This window comes from Jilunia laotingensis (assembly GCF_014385165.1).
GTDB lineage: Bacteria > Bacteroidota > Bacteroidia > Bacteroidales > Bacteroidaceae > Bacteroides > Bacteroides laotingensis.
In genome coordinates this window covers 3430154-3447537 of record NZ_JACRTF010000001.1, presented here as the reverse complement: position 1 = coordinate 3447537, position 17384 = coordinate 3430154, and the positions used below count along the sequence as shown (strand labels likewise).

Genomic DNA, 17384 nt, shown 5'->3' with positions numbered 1-17384 from the left:
AGACGTAAACAAAAGCATTAATAAATCATTAACAAAAAGCAATAGGAAAACATATCAAAGCCTAAATCATTAATAAAATATTAATTTTCGACACCTAATCACCTGTCACTTAAATTTATATTTTTTTTCTTTGCATATTTCATAAACCATATTACCTTTGCATGAAATAACCACGCCCAATATTATGCGAAAAAACATTTTTTTCCTATTCTTAATCTTACAATCGTGTTTTATAGGATCACAAAATATTTCATCTGGTTTGTATTTTGCATCTCATACAGCCATCAAAGAAAAGAGAACATCTCTGGAAGCATCGCCTCAATTTGATGCAGGCAATGGTTTCATATTAGATTTTGATATCAAATTAAGACCGGAATTACATAATTACGGATATATCTTCCGTATTATCATCAATAAAGAAAGAAGTTTTGACCTGATTGCCAATTTCTCTCCAATGAAACGCTCATTAAACCTTATTGAAGGAAATAATATATATCTGACCTTTCAAAATGAACAGCTTGAAGATTATCTCCTGAATACATGGGCACATATTCAATGTCACATACAACCGAACTGCGTACAAATTTCTTTTAATGATCAATCGCTCAAAGAGAACTTCACCCCTATTACTCTTAAAAATGTGAAGTTCAATTTCGGTTATTCCGTACAACCCGGATTCCATGCTTCGGATGTTCCACCGATGAGTATCCGTAATATAAAAATCACTAATGAAGAAGGAAAGACCGTAGCGTACTGGCCACTAAGCAAACACTCGGAATTTGCCAGCTTGGACAGTTTGCATAGTATTCCAGCCACAGTAACTAATCCTACATGGGAAATAAATAAACATATTAAATGGAATAAAATAGAATCATTCAAATTACCTATTTATACACAAATTTGCCAAGTACTGACCTCAGATAATAAGATATTTTTCTCTAACAGTTCATTTATTCTTTGGTACTCCACTACGGAAAACAAAGCGGATACGATCTATCCGATACAGGGAGTACCTTATATAGAAAAAAATAATCAGACCATATACAATCCATATTATCATGAACTATGGTCGTATGATTTCGATAAACATAAGAACTTATCTCTTTTCAATTTTGCCAATCAATCCTGGTCGAATAATGATCCGGAAATTAAAAATCCGGATTATTCCCAACATAATGCATTTATTTCCTCTTTCGATTCATGCCTGTATATTTTCGGAGGCTATGGTAATTATCAGTATAAAAATAAAATACTTAAAAAACAACGGTTGGATGACAATTGGCAACCAGTTTCTTATGAAGGAGAAATTTTTCCCCGCTATCTCAGCGGTGCCGGATTCAAAAACAAAAATACGATACTCCTCTTTGGAGGATGCGGAAACCCGCAAGGTAAACAAGAGCTAGGTATCATCAACTATTATGACTTATATTCAATAGATACACAAAACTTTAAAACACAGAAGTTGTGGAGTATCGAGAATGAAAACAATGATAATTACGTAGTTGGAAATAACATCATTGTAGATGAAAAGAATAATAAATTCTATGCATTATGTTTTCCGAACGACTGTTCGAACAGTTACATTCTCTTAAAGTCATTCGATCTAGATAATGGAAACTCAACCAATTATGCAGATACAATTCCTTTCACTTTTAACGATGTGAACTCATTCTGCACGCTCTTCTATGATTCCATACAATCTCAACTATACGCTGTTACCAATTACAATCATGAAAATGAGTCTGATATAAATATATATTCATTAGCCTATCCACCTCTAGACATAAAAGACACCTTGCAGGAAGAGGCTGATTCTTCTTATTTATTCTATCTATTCCTCATACTGATGGGATGTGGGGTGCTTGGAGGATATTTTTATTTTAGAAAGAAAAAGCAACCTAATAAACACTTAACAAAAAACGTAGAGAAAATGACTAGTCCAGTACTCATTCCGGACGAAACAACCCCTCCGACTCCACGTAAGAAATCGTCCATTCTCTTTTTAGACGGATTTCAGGTGTGGGATCGTGATGGAAAGGATATAACCAAATCGTTTACTCCCATACTGAAACAGTTGATTATCCTAATAATTTTGTACAGTGAAAGTAATCACAAAGGAATATCCAATGTAACCTTAAGAGAGCTTTTATGGTTTGACAAGGAAGATGAAAGTGCCCAAAACAACAGACGGGTAAATATCAGAAAGTTAAAACTGCTACTGGAACAACTGGATGGAATCGAATTAGTGAAAGAAAGCACTTATTGGTCTATCAAATTTACTCAGACATATTGTGATTATGTGGAAGTATGCAAATTCATAAATCAGATAAAAAACGGTCATTCGATCACGGCACAGGAGATTCACAATTTCCCGCTAAATCTATTAGCCGGACAATTATTACCCTATGTACAAACCGATTGGCTGGACCGATTCAAATCCGATTATTCCAATTCCATATTAGACATCTCCATAAAATTATCTAATCAGGAATTCATAAGAAAGAACAACGAACTATTGATACAAATAGCAAACATCATGTTCGCTCATGATAAAACTGATGAATATGCATTAATACTAAAATGTCAGGCACTGTATAAGAATGGAAGAACCGGATTGGCTAAAGCTGCCTTTGACGCATTCTGTAACGAATACAAAACCATATTAAACACCGATTACACTAAAACATTCAATGAAGTAATCAGCGGACAACAAGAAAAATAACTTCTTCAATGTATTATAGCAATTATTTAGAAAAACTATTTGTTTATATCGACTATTTTCCCGAATATTGCTAACTTTTTTAGAGGTAAAAATATGAATTTTGAACTGACATCCGCATATAAACCTACTGGTGACCAACCGGAGGCGATTGCCCAACTGACCGAAGGTGTAAAAGAAGGGCTTCCCGCACAAACTTTATTAGGAGTAACCGGCTCGGGAAAAACATTCACGATAGCCAACGTTATTGCCAATATCAATAAACCTACACTGATTCTGAGCCATAACAAAACATTGGCTGCTCAGTTATATAGTGAATTCAAAGGGTTCTTTCCTAATAATGCGGTTGAATATTACGTATCCTATTACGATTATTACCAACCGGAAGCTTATCTGCCCAGTTCGGACACTTACATTGAAAAGGATCTTGCCATAAACGATGAAATCGACAAATTACGACTTGCTGCTACCTCCGCACTTCTTTCAGGACGAAAGGATGTCGTAGTCGTTTCATCCGTTTCATGCATATATGGTATGGGAAATCCTTCTGACTTTTATAATAATGTCATAGATATCCAACGCGGACGTATGATGGATCGCAATGTTTTTTTACGCCGATTGGTTGACAGCCTGTATGTACGTAACGACATTGATCTGAACCGTGGAAACTTCCGCGTCAAAGGTGATACGGTCGACATATATCTTGCATATTCCGACAAACTTCTCCGGGTCACTTTCTGGGGAGATGAAATTGACGGCATTGAAGAAGTAGATCCGATTTCGGGAGCAACGATTGCCACATTCGAATCGTATAAGATTTATCCCGCCAATCTTTTTATGACCACCAAAGAAGCCACTTTACGCGCTATTCATGAAATAGAAGACGACCTGACCAAACAAGTAGCTTATTTCGAATCTATCGGAAAAGAATATGAAGCAAAACGGCTCTATGAACGTGTGACATACGACATGGAAATGATTCGTGAACTCGGTCACTGCTCCGGCATAGAAAATTATTCCCGTTATTTCGATGGACGTGCAGCCGGTACCCGCCCCTATTGCCTGCTTGACTTCTTCCCTGATGATTTTTTGATTGTAATTGACGAAAGCCATGTAAGCGTGCCCCAGATACGTGCAATGTACGGAGGCGACCGAGCTCGTAAAATAAATCTTGTGGAATATGGTTTCCGTTTGCCTGCTGCCATGGACAACCGTCCTTTAAAATTCGAAGAATTTGAAGCCATGGCCAAACAGGTAATTTACGTCAGTGCCACACCTGCCGATTATGAACTGGTACAGTCCGAAGGTATTATCGTGGAACAGGTTATCAGACCTACCGGTTTGCTTGATCCGGTCATCGAAGTACGTCCCAGCCTCAATCAGATAGACGACTTAATGGAAGAAATCCAAATACGAATAGAAAAAGAGGAACGTACCTTGGTCACCACTCTGACCAAACGCATGGCGGAAGAACTGACCGAATACCTTCTCAACAATAATGTTCGTTGCAACTACATCCACAGCGATGTCGACACACTGGAACGTGTGAAGATCATGGATGATCTTCGTCAAGGTGTTTATGATGTATTAATCGGTGTGAACCTGCTGCGCGAAGGACTCGATTTACCGGAAGTATCGCTTGTCGCTATTCTTGATGCTGATAAAGAAGGTTTTCTTCGTTCTCACCGTTCATTGACTCAGACTGCGGGACGTGCTGCCCGAAACGTGAATGGAAAAGTAATCATGTATGCAGATAAAATAACAGACAGCATGAAACTTACCATCGATGAGACCAATCGGCGCCGTGAAAAACAGCTTGCCTATAACGAAGTCAATGGTATTACCCCACAACAGATTAAAAAAGCACGCAATCTCTCGGTATTCGGTGGAAGCAATGCCGAAGCTAATGAAGTTTTGAAAGAAAGACATGCCTATGTAGAGCCATCAAATCCCAATATAGCTGCCGATCCTGTGGTACAATATATGACTAAGGCTCAGATGCAGAAGAGTATCGAACGTACCCGTAAACTTATGCACGAAGCGGCTAAAAAGTTGGAGTTCATCGAAGCAGCACAATATAGAGATGAACTCTTGAAACTGGAAAACCTTATGAAAGAGAAATGGAGCGATTAGACCCTAATGAATATAAGCCCGAATTGCTTCGAAGTCATAAGTAAAACACTTAATAAAGCTTCAATATTCGTTTTATTTTTAAATAAAAGTTATAAGCCATCTCTTTTTTAAGATAAGATTTGCTATTTTCATAAGAATACGTACCTTTGCATTGTGTTTTTCATAGTATTAGATTTAAGGTTAACAAAGGTTGGAGTACAGCGGTACTCCTTTTTTTATACCTATATATTAGGTGTTTCTAAAATATTGTAAAACTCAATACAACCCTACCATTTTACGCATAAATAGTAATAGGAACATACACACATAAAGATATTCCTTTTGAATTTAGCACAGCCTGAATAAAAAGTTATACACCATTTCTTTATTTCAAAATATAACTTTACCTTTACTAAAAAATTAGAGTATGGCAAAGATAACAGTTCAGAAGACAGACGTTACTATTTTAAAAATCAACGATACAGATTACATTTCCCTAACCGATATAGCTAAATACAAGACAACAGATTCCAATGCCGTTATTGCCAATTGGCTACGTAATAGAATGACTATTGAATATTTAGGATTATGGGAAACATTGTATAATCCCAATTTTAACCCCCTCGAATTCGAGGGGGTTAGAAAAGCAGCAGGTTTAAATGCATTTACTCTGTCACCACAAAAATGGATAGAAACAACCAGTGCTATTGAATTCCAACGACTCAAAGAACAAGAACAAGTTCAGATTAAATGGTCTGCCAAACGAGAACTGTCTAAAATAAATTATCATATCCATACAGATGCTATAAAGCAAAATCTGATTCCCAAAGAAGTAACCCCTCAACAAGCATCTAAAATCTACGCCAGCGAAGCAGACATACTTAATGTAGCTATGTTTGGCATGACAGCAGTAGAGTGGCGGGAACTACATCCCGATTTGAAAGGAAATATTCGTGATTATGCTTCTATCAATGAGCTAATCTGTTTATCAAACATGGAAAACCTAAATGCAGTATTTATTAATGAAGGTCTACCCCCAAAGACAGACTTATTAAATTAAATCAGATTGCTATTCAACAAATGAGTATTCTTGAAGATATTAATAATAAAAAGTTATTGAAATAATTTATGGAACAACAACCACAACTCAACGACCACAACAAGCAGGAGTATCCTCCTATGCATACAACAGAACATTTACTTAATGCCACTATGGTAAAAACCTTCGGATGCCCTCGCTCGAGGAATGCTCATATTGAGAAGAAGAAGAGTAAATGTGATTACGAACTCTCAACGTGCCCGAGCGATGAACAGATACAGGCCATAGAAGATAAGGTAAATGAAGTCATAAGACAAAATCTTCCTGTTACCATCGAGTTTATGCCACAGGAAGATGCTAAGAAGATTGTCGATCTTAGCAAGTTACCTGAAGATGCCAGCGAAACATTACGAATCGTCCGGATCGGAGATTACGATGCCTGCGCATGTATCGGCCAACATGTCGAAAACACATCAGAGATCGGGACATTCAAAATCATTAGTTATGATTATGATGAAGAACGGAAAGTTCTACGAATGAGATTCAAGCTCATCAAGTGATAAATAGCATCAAAAATCCACCTACTTATATAAAATAAACAAATATCAGTTACATAATGGCATAAAAAGTGAAATATTGGCACCTGATTAATGACAAATAGTCAAATACAGGAACAAAAATGCACTGGCATATGTTTTGCACTTAAATTATCGAACAAAGCTCCTGAAAGGAAGCAAGAGTTCTATAATTAACTGATTGTTTAATTTAAAAATAGGAGATTAAAATTATGATGCCTGTTAGAAGAACTCAAAACTGGTTACCAAGTATTTTCAATGATTTCTTTGATAATGAATGGATGGCTAAAGCCAACGCAACCGCACCAGCTATCAATGTAATCGAAACAGAAAATGGATACAAAGTAGAAGTTGCTGCTCCGGGAATGACTAAGGGAGATTTCAACATCCGTATCGATGAGGATAACAATCTTGTTATTTCTATGGAGAAAAAGATAGAAGACAAAGAGGATAAGAAGGACGGTCGCTATCTTCGTCGCGAATTCTCATACTCCAAATTCCAGCAAACCATGATTCTTCCGGAGAATGTCGATAAAGAAAAGATATCCGCCCAAGTAGAAAATGGTGTGTTGACAATTGAATTACCTAAACTCAGCGAAGAAGAAGTCAAGAAAGCTGAAAGAACCATCGAGATAAAATAATTAAAAGACAGAATCTACGATAACGTCACTTAGGGATTGACTAAAAAAAGAACTCTGATAAAGATTCTTCTATAAATATCTGTAGAGGAATTAGTTTAGAAGAGCTGTTTTAGTCAGTCCCTTTTATTTGTACCAGAGTAAACTGTTCACTTATTAGTTGTTCACTTTTCAATGTGACGATATGCTTTTATTTATATTCAGCCTGTATATTTCCCTCCTACGCACTTTGAGTTCAACATCTGCCACATTCAAAAAGACACAGAAAGACACTACTTTACAACAATATAGTCTTTTTCCCTGTATTTTACTAACCACACTGTTTTCTAAAAGAGACGAAATAGCACCAAACAAGGAGCTTTCCCCTAATAAATCACATGAAAAAAGGGTAAAAACAGTCATTTTTATCAGACAAAATAGCTATTTCCGATAGATGAAACTACCATTTCCAACAAATAAAATATTAATTTTCATCAGATGGAACTACTATCTCCTTCAGACAAAGTATCCTTTTCCAATAAATGAGGGCTTGAAATGTATAAAAAAGAAAATTCGCTTGCTCGTTTTCTTCTAACTACTTCCACAAACTGGTACAATCAAATATAACAATAAGAAATAGAAATGGCGACATCATTTTACTTTTAGAACAAGATGACATGACAATTCGCAAAAAGGGAGCCTGTATATGTCATTTCAATGACACATGGGAAAATTCTAACTGTCCTACAATCCATTCTTCTACAACAAGCCTACACCAGAACGTAATTTTCGCACTGACAGCACTTCTAAAAAACAAAATGACAATTCGTCAATTCTATATTTCGAGTTATCCTGCATCAGGCTACATCCTTTTCTTATAACTCATCACCGCCCAAAAATTCAAAACTGTTGCAAAGAGCAGTAAAGCGAATAGTTGAGGCAACAAATCCATGAGGCTACTTCCCTTCAGAAATACCATGCGCATGACCTCCATCAGATATTTCAACGGGTTCAGAACTGTAATTGCCTGCGCCCATCCGGGCATACTGCTAATGGGAGTGAATAAACCACTCATCAGAATCAAGATCAGCATACAAAACCACATGACGAACATCGCCTGCTGCATCGTTGCCGAATGATTGGAAATAACCAGCCCAAGCCCGGACATCGCCAATACAAATAGCACGGAAAAAAAGTAAATTAGCCCCAAGTTACCAACGGGCACAATCCCATAAAGCAACCAGGCTAGAAGAAAACAGATGGTAAGTACAACAAAACCGATAATCCAGTACGGCAATAATTTGGCAATAATGAAAGTAAAACGGGAAACCGGTGTTACATTAATCTGCTCGATAGTACCTGCCTCCTTTTCCCCAACCACATTGAGGGCAGGAAGAAAACCGCAAATAAGGGTAAGGAGCATCACCATTAACGCGGGAATCATAAACAGTTTATAATTCAGGTTCGGATTAAAAAGATTCAGAGTGGACAACTCTATCGGCAGTTTCCCATTTGTAACGAAAGTAGTCTGGACATTTTGCGGCATTTCTTCTTGCAGTTGCAGGGCATATTCATTAACAATCGTTGAAAGATATGCACCTCCGAGTCCGCCTTTCGTACCGTTAACCGCATTTGCGGCAACCAGTACATGAGCTGAATTGCCATTCATAAATTCACGTTCCATATCCCGGGGAATCTCAAGGATAAGATCGGCATTCCCCGCTTCTACATTCCGGAGAGCTTCGGAATAAGAATCCGGAAGCCCCGTCAAGCGGAAATAGCTGGAGGCAGCTATCTTCTCAACCAGCCTGCGGGAAGTCGTGGTATGATCATTATCAACGATATTCAAGGCTACGTTACGGATTTCCAGATTCATAGCCCAAGGCATGAGAATCATTATCATACAGGGAAAGAGCAGGATGAGCCGCGGCAAGAAAGAGTTACGGAACAACTGCTTAAATTCTTTTTCAATGAGAAACTTTATCATTCCAATCTGTTTTTAAACTTCTTAAAACTAATAGTGATCAGTACCACCGCCATCAATGCCAGGATTCCGATCTCTTGCATCACCAAAGTAACATCAACTCCCTCGATCATCAGTTTGCGCACTGCCTGAATATACCAACGTGCCGGAAGGATGGCAGAAATCCCTTGTAGCACCAAAGGCATACTTTCTATCGGGAAAATCATTCCGGAAAGGATCATTGTCGGCATCATCAGTATCAGCCCCGAAGCCAGCATAGCCGCCACCTGTGTCCGGGTCACAGACGAGATAAGCAATCCCAATGCCAATGAAACAAATATAAAAAGCAGCGATACGGCTATCAACCAGAACAGACTGCCCGCCACCGGAACTTCCAACACGTAAACGGACAGTAAAAGTATCGTCACAAGATTGACAAAAGACAAGACAAAATAGGGCACCGCTTTGGAAAGTATCACAAACAAAGGGCGCACAGGTGACACAAGCAATATTTCCATAGTCCCCGTTTCTTTCTCACGGACAATGGAGATAGAGGTCATCATGGCACAGATCAACATCAGAATAAGCCCCATCACCCCGGGAACAAAGTTATATGTACTCTTCATCTGCGGATTATACAATAATTTCAAATCAGGCACTAATGTACCACCCGAAGAGGAGACGGCAGAAACTCCGGATGACATCGAAGCGGCTTGGGACTTTGAAAGTATCTCCCGTAGCATCTCCTGTTGTACGGAGGCTATGACACCCGAAGCATAATTTGTCCGCGTAGTAGCCATATTGGGATCGGTCGCATCCGCCACAAGCTGGACTTGAGCATCCCCGCTGTACATATCATCCATGAACTGCGGGCTGAATACCACAGCCATGTCCGCATCGCCCTCCCTGAAGACGGTCTCCAATTCTTCCGGGGAATGCACCAACCGTTCTATTTTGAAATATTCACTCGCTTCCAACTGATCGATGATCCGGCGAGTCATCACGTCATTCGACGGATCGAGTACAGCCACGCGGACATTCCTTACTTCCGTAGAAATAGCAAAACCAAAGAGTATGATTTGCACAACAGGCATCCCCAGCAAGATAAGCATGGTACGCCGGTCACGGAAGATATGATAAAATTCTTTTCTTACAAAAGCTATAAACTGTTTCATAAGCGTCAATCGGCTTTACGAACGGCCTTACGGGCCAGTTGTTGAAATACGTCATCCATTGTTGCAGCATGAAACTGCTCTCTCAGTTTATTCGGTGTATCGAGTGCCTCGATGCGGCCATCCACCATGATAGAAACCCGGTTGCAATACTCAGCCTCATCCATGTAATGAGTCGTCACAAAAACAGTAATTCCACGGTCTGCCGCCTGATAGATCAATTCCCAGAATTGTCGCCTCGTAGCCGGGTCCACCCCGCCCGTAGGTTCATCAAGAAACACAATCCGGGGTTCGTGAAATATAGAAACGGAGAACGCAAGTTTCTGCTTCCATCCCAAAGGGAGGCTTTTTACCAACGTATCCCGTTCCGAGGCAAATCCGAGGCGATCGAGCAACTCATCGGTTTTTATTTCAATCTCTTTCTCTTTCATACCGTAAATGCCGGCAAAAAGTCGGATGTTCTCCCAGACTTTCAAATCCTCATAAAGTGAAAATTTCTGGCTCATATAACCTATGTTCTTTTTCACCTCTTCCGATTGGGTAGAGAGGTCGAATCCCGCCACACGCCCCGTTCCGGAAGTAGGCTTGCTCAATCCGCAAAGCATACGCATGGCAGTGGTCTTACCAGCTCCGTTGGCTCCCAAAAAGCCGAAGATCTCGCCACGCTTTACCTTAAATGAAATATGATCTACGGCAGTAAAACTGCCAAAGCACTTGCATAAACCATCCACTTCAATCACGTATTCATTCTGGTATCCTGTTTCTCCCCGTTCCAATCCGGGCGGACAAAGTATGGAGGCAAATCGTTGCAGGATTCTTTCCGGTGTATCTATCCCGTGTATCTGCCCTTCATTGATAAAAGCGATACGGTCGCACTGCCGGGCCTCATCCATTATCGGAGTTGAAGCGATAATGGTTATCCCCTGTTCTTTCAGCCGATGCAACATTTCCCAGAACTCTTTCCTTGAAACCGGATCTACTCCTGTAGTCGGTTCATCGAGGAACAAGATATCCGGTTTATGAATAAGGGCGCAACTCAATGCCAGCTTTTGTTTCATTCCCCCGGACAAAGCTCCGGCACGGCGTTTGCGAAAAGGCTCGATCTGCTGATATATATCTTTCACCAGATCGTAATTCTCCTCAATGGTAGTATTAAAAACAGTTGCAAAAAAATTCAGATTCTCCTCCACTGTCAGATCTTGATAGAGAGAGAACCGGCCGGGCATATAACCTACCCGCTGACGGATTTCTTTATATTCTTTCACCACATCACATCCACCGACTACAGCCGTACCCCTATCGGGCAACAACAAAGTGGTGAGTATACGAAAGAGTGTACTCTTCCCCGCCCCGTCCGGCCCGATTAGCCCGAATATTTCTCCCGGTCTGACAGATAACGAGACCTCTTTCAATGCCTCCACTTTGCCATACCGCTTGCTGATGTGATCAACTGTTATTGCAGCTTCCATTCCTTCGATCCATTTATTCTCATTCAAACTTGACCCCTCCGTACATTCCGATTTTGAGGAAACCGTCATTCTTGACCGCAATCTTAACGGCATAAACCAGATTGGCACGTTCGTCCTTGGTCAATATCGTCTTGGGGGTAAACTCCGAGCGATCGGATATCCATGTCACCACGCCCGGATACTCTTTCCGTTCATCATTCCCATAATCTGAATAAACGGTCACATTCTGCCCCAATTTCACCTTTGCCAACTGCTCTGACGTTATATAGGCGCGTATATACATCTGATCCATGTCCGCCACTTTAAACAAAGGCTTCCCCATTGCAGCCAACTCCCCGGCTTCGGCATATTTCGCCAATACCGTCCCGTTGATGGGAGAAATGATATGGCATTTCATCAATTGGTCTTCTATCTGCGCCACCTGTATTCCGACAGAGGAACTTTGCCATGTCAGACTTTCCCGGCTATTCAATAACGTCGATCCCTGAGCAATCAATTGCTTTCTCAACACTTCCAATTGAGCATCTGCATCATCCAGTTGCTTCTGATTGGCAGCACCTGCCTTTAACAGATTCTCCACCCGGTGTTTCTCTCTTTCTGCCGTGGCAATTTGTTCCTTGATGGCGGCAACTTGTTTCAGGACATCCGGTCTTTGTCCCTCCACTGACTTCACACTTGCTTCCAGTTGCCTTTTTTTCAGAAACAGTTGCACCGTATCCACCAATCCTACCTGCTCACCGGCTTGCAACACACTGCCCTCCTCGATATCAAAACGGAGTAATCTGCCAGCCGCTTCGGAAGAGACCAGGACTTCAGTCGTTTCAAACGTACCCGTAGCATCATAGGCGGGCAATCCTCCTCCACAAGCTGTCAAAAGTGATACCCCCAAAACATATCCTATCAGTTTTATTGTTTTCATAACAAGTCTATTTTATTCGTTTATTGTATATTTGAGTTTCCATATATTCATCAACAGTTGTACCTCGTGCAAAGCTTTCGTCTGCTTTGCCATGCTCTCCGATGTGATTTCACGCAACAAATCCGTTACCGTAAGTGTACCGTTTGCCACCTTCGCTTCGGCAGCTTTCCGTATATTCGTTCGCAGTCTGATAATTTCATCATCATCCTGCATCTGCTTACGCATCGACAAAATCGCACTGTTCTGCTGCGTAGCCTGCAATTTCGTATTGAACAGAAACACATCCCGATTGCTCTGCAACTGCTTCCGGCTGTTGGCTATCAGTCTCCGATCGTTTTTCAATGTATACAAGCTTCCGAAATTCCAAGATAAACGTAGTCCCGCCACATAAAAAGGAGTGAATTCATCTTTGAGCATGTTCAATCCCGGATTGCCGTAAGCACCTTGAACGAATAATCCCAAACGAGGCAGATAGCCAGCCTTCAAGGCATCTTCCTGTACTTTGAGGCGATTACTTTGTGCGTCCAGCCAGATCAGCTCCGGACGACGGACTTCTGCCAAAGGAGATACTTCACTCGTCAACGGTTTGCTCAATTCCGTATCATCAGTCAATTCATCACCGGTCAACAAAGAAAGCATACGAATATACGCTTGTCTGGAAGCTGCCAGCTCCACCCTCTTCTGCCGGGTATTCAGTTGCTCCACCTTTACGGCATCCAGATCCGACTGACTCGCTATCCCATTATCCATATAGGCACTGATCTGCCGGTAACTTCTCTCCAGTTCTTCCTGCAACAACCGGTTCTGCACCAACTGTTCATCAAGAAGCAAAATACCGAAATAGACCTGATCCACCCGTTCATTCAAGGCATACATGTCCACATTGAGCTTTTCCCTCTCCACATCGGAAGCAGCAAGTGCCATCTCTTTCCGGGAATGAATCTCGCCTCCGTCCCAAATGTTCTGCTTCAGTTCGATCATCACCTGATACTGGTCTTTCGGCAATCCTTTGACATCTATTCCCGGAATTTTCACCGGAAGCTCCGTAACATCACTCTGGTAACTCGCTTTTGCCGAAAGCGCAAATTGTGGCAGATATCCTTTAGAAGCATTGTTCAGGTTGTACTCCTTCGCTTTTTCTATCAACCCGTATTGGCTTACCATCGGATAATTCTCCTGCGTCTTCAACCGGCATTCTTCGAGTGTGACCTGTCCGGACATCCAAGTTGCAAATCCTAAGAAAGCCAGTGAGAAAATGATTCTTTTCATACTCCTTGTTTCATTGATTTTATTTTCTGCAAATATAGGCAATTCGCCAATGCAACCCGGTTCCAATAGTTGGTAATAATGTTCCGATAGTTCGATTCTACAATGAAAAAGTAGAAAAAGGGACACATTTCATTATCTTTGCAGGAAAATCCAATAAACATCATGGAGAAGAACAAACCACTCGACTTAAACCTGGAACATCTGAGAGACAGCCGTATTGCCGAACATAACGAATACCGCTTCATCAATTCTGATTTCGGAATAGCCATCAGTTTTGCCGGACTGCGCAGTGAGCTGGTCAAAGCCGGCCAACCCTACCGTACCAAAGAGGGACGAATCATCCGTGCGCTGAAAGGGGAAGCCCGGCTTTCCATCAACCTGATCGACTATGACATATGCCCGGGAACCTTGGTAGTTACCCCTCCGAACTCTATCATCCAGATCGTTCAATTCACACCCGACTATGATTTTCAAGCCATCGTCCCGGGAGTAAACATACTTCAAGAAACCATAAGAGAAGATTTACCCGAGTACATTTACCTTAAACAAGGTATCGTACTCAACCTAACCGAGCAGGAATGGCACACTACCGACCTATATTTTTCCCTTCTTTGGCAGACAGTACAAGAATCCCCTTTCCGCAGAGACGTAATACGGCATTTGACAACCGCTTTAATGCATGAAATAAGACATATGCAGAAAAGATATCAAGTAGCAAGCCATTCGGAACCTACGCATCATGAAGAAATCTTCCGCCGCTTTATCAGCCTTGTCAACGAAAACAGCAAAACCGAACGAAATGTGAGTTTTTATGCCGGCAAACTTTTCCTGACTCCACGCTATCTGAACACCGTCATCCGTCAGACAAGCCGCCAGACAGTGATGGATTGGATCAACCAGTCTGTCACCCTCGAAGCAAAAGTATTGCTGAAACATACCGACTTAATGGTTTACCAAATAGCTGACGAACTGAACTTTCCAAACCCCTCTTTCTTCTGCAAATTTTTCAAAAGAATGACCGGAATGACACCGCAGGAGTACCAAAAGAAATAATAATCAGCAGGATACTTGTCAGTTCCAAACAAAAGAACTATCTTTGCGCCCGCTATTACGAGATAATAGCATTAATTCAAATCATTTATTAAAAACAATTATTAAAAATGGCAACTAGAATCAGATTGCAAAGACACGGACGTAAAAGTTACGCGTTTTATTCAATTGTAATTGCAGACAGCAGAGCACCACGTGATGGTAAATTTATTGAGAAGATTGGTACTTTCAACCCGAACACCAATCCTGCTACAGTAGATTTGAATTTCGATGCTGCATTAGCATGGGTACTGAAAGGTGCGCAACCTTCAGACACCGTACGCAACATCCTTTCACGCGAAGGTGTTTACATGAAGAAGCATCTCCTTGGTGGTGTGGCTAAAGGCGCATTCGGTGAAGCAGAAGCTGAAACTAAATTCCAGGCTTGGAAGAATAACAAGCAGTCAGGTTTGGCTACATTGAAAGCCAAAGAAGACGAAGCCAAGAAAGCAGAAGCTAAAGTACGTTTAGAAGCTGAAAAGAAAATAAACGAAGAAAAAGCTAAAGCATTGGCTGAAAAGAAAGCCGCAGAAGCTGCCGCTAAGGCTGCTGCTGAAGCACCAGCGGAAGAAGCTGCTCCGGCAGAGGCTCCTGCTACAGAAGCTGCTGAATAACAGTAGGCACGTTTCAACAAATGGGATTAAAACTATAAGGGTCCTCTTTGGCACTGCCGAAGAGGATTTTTTTATAGTTACCCTGAATATACACACTTAGTAATACACAACACGATGAGAAAAAACAAGATTATCCCTGTAGCCATCGCTACGGCAGTACTCGTCCTTGCCAACCTCCCGGTGAACGGACAGAATTCCCTCCAACACTCTAAAACCACCCGTTCCGAAGCGAACGGTGATATCACCGATCTGCATGTCTTTTCCATGCAAACAGGAAATCCCACGGTTCCGGCTTATCTCGCGGATGCCTCTTTTTATTATGATCCTAAAACCGACATGTTCTATGCATACGGTACGAATGACGGTGCCGGAGGCGGAAATGTATATCCGGCTCAAGTCTGGTACTCAACAGACTGCAAGACATGGAAAAACGAAATCGTCACCTTTCCGAAATCATGGACAGACCAGGCAGGAACGGTGGCCGTCTGGGCACCGAGCATCGAATACCATCCGGATACAAAGAAATATTATCTGATGTACAGCATCGATTCAAAAGTATTTGTAGCGATGTCCGACCACCCTCTAGGTCCCTGGGAAGATGCGAACGGAGCAGCACCGGGCAAAATGATGTTCCAAGGTTATGACGGGCAGTTCTTTATAGACAATGACCATACGATGTACATCAGCATCGATGCCTGGCATTTCAAGATCATGAAACTGAAATTCGATACGTCCGGCAGGATATTCATAGACAATAGTGATCCCCGGTTCAACCACAGCAATACCAATGAATTTATCGGTACTTATCATTATGCACAGATAGATGAAATAAATAATGCCTTCGAAGCATCTTACATATATAAAAGGAACAACCTGTATTATCTGATGTGGTCATTTAACGGAAGCGAAAACTACAATGTAAGGTACGCTGTATCCGAAAATATCACCGGCCCTTACCGGGAAATCCACCGGTCGATGGAGGAGCCTATCCTGCAACGTGACGACAAGAATCATATTCTGGGACCGGGGCACCACTCCATGTTCGATTATGAAGGCCGTACATTCATCGCTTACCACAGACAGCACTACCCGTTTGTTGACAGTAAACGGCAAACGTGCATAGATGAAGTGTTCTTTAATCCCGACGGAAGCATACAAAAAATACGGCCTACCCACAAAGGAGTAATGGTGACAACGAAAGTGCCTGCGGATAAACGGATAAACATCGCATTAGGCAAACAGACACTTGTTTCATCGGCAAGAGAATATGACAGTTCGGTTTTTGAACCAAGATACCGCACTCACGATATCTCCTTCCGTTACAACGGTAACTATGCGGTGGATGAAAACTACGGAACACGCTGGGATGCCGGTGTCGGTGCAACAAATCCTTGGCTGATCGTGGATTTAGGCAGCAACTGCCGGGTAGATGAGATAGAAACCATCTTCGAGTTCACCAGCAGAACCTACCTGTACAAACTCGAATATCTGAGCCAGAAAGAAGCCTCGTCGCTCTCCGAGGCATCTCAAAGCGATGCTTGGAAAATATTTGCAGACCGCAGTAAAAGCGGAGTTGAAAAGTCTCCTGTGACCGATACCCCTGCGAAGAAATCTCCGGTAAAAGCCAGATTTATACGTCTGACCATTGCAGGAGCCGTAAACTTACCTCCCACTGCCGACGGTTTGGACAAGGTAAATGCAGAAAACTCACTCAGCATTTTCGAACTGAAAGTCTTCGGAAAAGATAGAAAGTCAAAGGCTGGAATTCATCGCTCCAAGTGAACCAAAAGGGGCGTTATTTGGTTATAATGTAAAACTACATCATAA

12 protein-coding genes and 1 pseudogene are annotated in these 17384 nt (G+C 41.4%); 8 read left to right on the top strand and 5 right to left on the bottom strand.

The features are described 5' to 3' along the window. The first annotated feature begins 259 nt into the window (after positions 1-259). The 5 genes and pseudogenes from H8744_RS13200 (at position 260) to H8744_RS13180 (ending at position 7086) form a co-directional block, all read left to right on the top strand. Positions 260-2722 (top strand): hypothetical protein, encoded by a 2463-nt coding sequence (locus H8744_RS13200; protein ID WP_262435278.1) that lies wholly within the window; start codon positions 260-262, stop codon positions 2720-2722. Positions 2723-2815: 93 nt separating this feature from the next. After that, complete coding sequence (uvrB, locus tag H8744_RS13195; protein ID WP_262435277.1) at positions 2816-4852, top strand: excinuclease ABC subunit UvrB; 2037 nt, start codon at positions 2816-2818, stop codon at positions 4850-4852. Between the two features lie 406 nt (positions 4853-5258). After that, positions 5259-5956: pseudogene (locus H8744_RS13190) on the top strand (KilA-N domain-containing protein). A gap of 3 nt (positions 5957-5959) precedes the next feature. Next, positions 5960-6430: an alanyl-tRNA editing protein gene (locus H8744_RS13185; protein WP_262435276.1), complete on the top strand. Its 471-nt coding sequence runs from the start codon at positions 5960-5962 to the stop codon at positions 6428-6430. Positions 6431-6657: 227 nt separating this feature from the next. Continuing rightward, on the top strand, positions 6658-7086 hold the full coding sequence (locus H8744_RS13180; protein WP_262435275.1) for an Hsp20/alpha crystallin family protein: 429 nt from the start codon (positions 6658-6660) through the stop codon (positions 7084-7086). Between the two features lie 838 nt (positions 7087-7924). Here H8744_RS13180 and H8744_RS13175 read toward each other — a convergent pair. The 5 genes from H8744_RS13175 to H8744_RS13155 are packed head-to-tail and all read right to left on the bottom strand — an operon-like array spanning position 7925 to position 13854. Beyond that, a complete protein-coding gene (locus tag H8744_RS13175; protein WP_262435274.1) occupies positions 7925-9049 on the bottom strand; it encodes an ABC transporter permease in 1125 nt (374 codons plus the stop codon). Next, positions 9046-10200, bottom strand: coding sequence for an ABC transporter permease (locus H8744_RS13170; protein WP_262435273.1), 1155 nt, complete (start codon positions 10198-10200; stop codon positions 9046-9048). Before H8744_RS13170 ends, H8744_RS13175 begins: the two co-directional genes overlap by 4 nt. A gap of 5 nt (positions 10201-10205) precedes the next feature. Next, positions 10206-11666: an ATP-binding cassette domain-containing protein gene (locus H8744_RS13165; protein ID WP_262435272.1), complete on the bottom strand. Its 1461-nt coding sequence runs from the start codon at positions 11664-11666 to the stop codon at positions 10206-10208. A 19-nt stretch (positions 11667-11685) separates the two neighbouring features. Continuing rightward, entirely contained in the window at positions 11686-12585 is a 900-nt protein-coding gene (locus tag H8744_RS13160; protein WP_262435271.1) for an HlyD family secretion protein, read from the bottom strand. 12 nt (positions 12586-12597) lie between these two features. Continuing rightward, the gene (locus H8744_RS13155; protein ID WP_262435270.1) at positions 12598-13854 is read right to left on the bottom strand and encodes a TolC family protein; all 1257 of its coding nucleotides are present in this window, start codon (positions 13852-13854) and stop codon (positions 12598-12600) included. Between the two features lie 162 nt (positions 13855-14016). On the opposite strand from H8744_RS13155, the gene H8744_RS13150 reads away from it, so the two are divergent. From H8744_RS13150 to H8744_RS13140, 3 genes are all read left to right on the top strand, one after another. Beyond that, positions 14017-14907: an AraC family transcriptional regulator gene (locus H8744_RS13150; protein ID WP_262435269.1), complete on the top strand. Its 891-nt coding sequence runs from the start codon at positions 14017-14019 to the stop codon at positions 14905-14907. Positions 14908-15014: 107 nt separating this feature from the next. Beyond that, positions 15015-15557 carry a 30S ribosomal protein S16 gene (locus H8744_RS13145; protein WP_262435268.1) on the top strand — a complete coding sequence of 181 codons (543 nt, stop codon included), beginning with the start codon at positions 15015-15017 and terminating at the stop codon, positions 15555-15557. A 114-nt stretch (positions 15558-15671) separates the two neighbouring features. Next, positions 15672-17339 (top strand): family 43 glycosylhydrolase, encoded by a 1668-nt coding sequence (locus tag H8744_RS13140; RefSeq protein WP_262435267.1) that lies wholly within the window; start codon positions 15672-15674, stop codon positions 17337-17339. Positions 17340-17384: the final 45 nt, after the last annotated feature.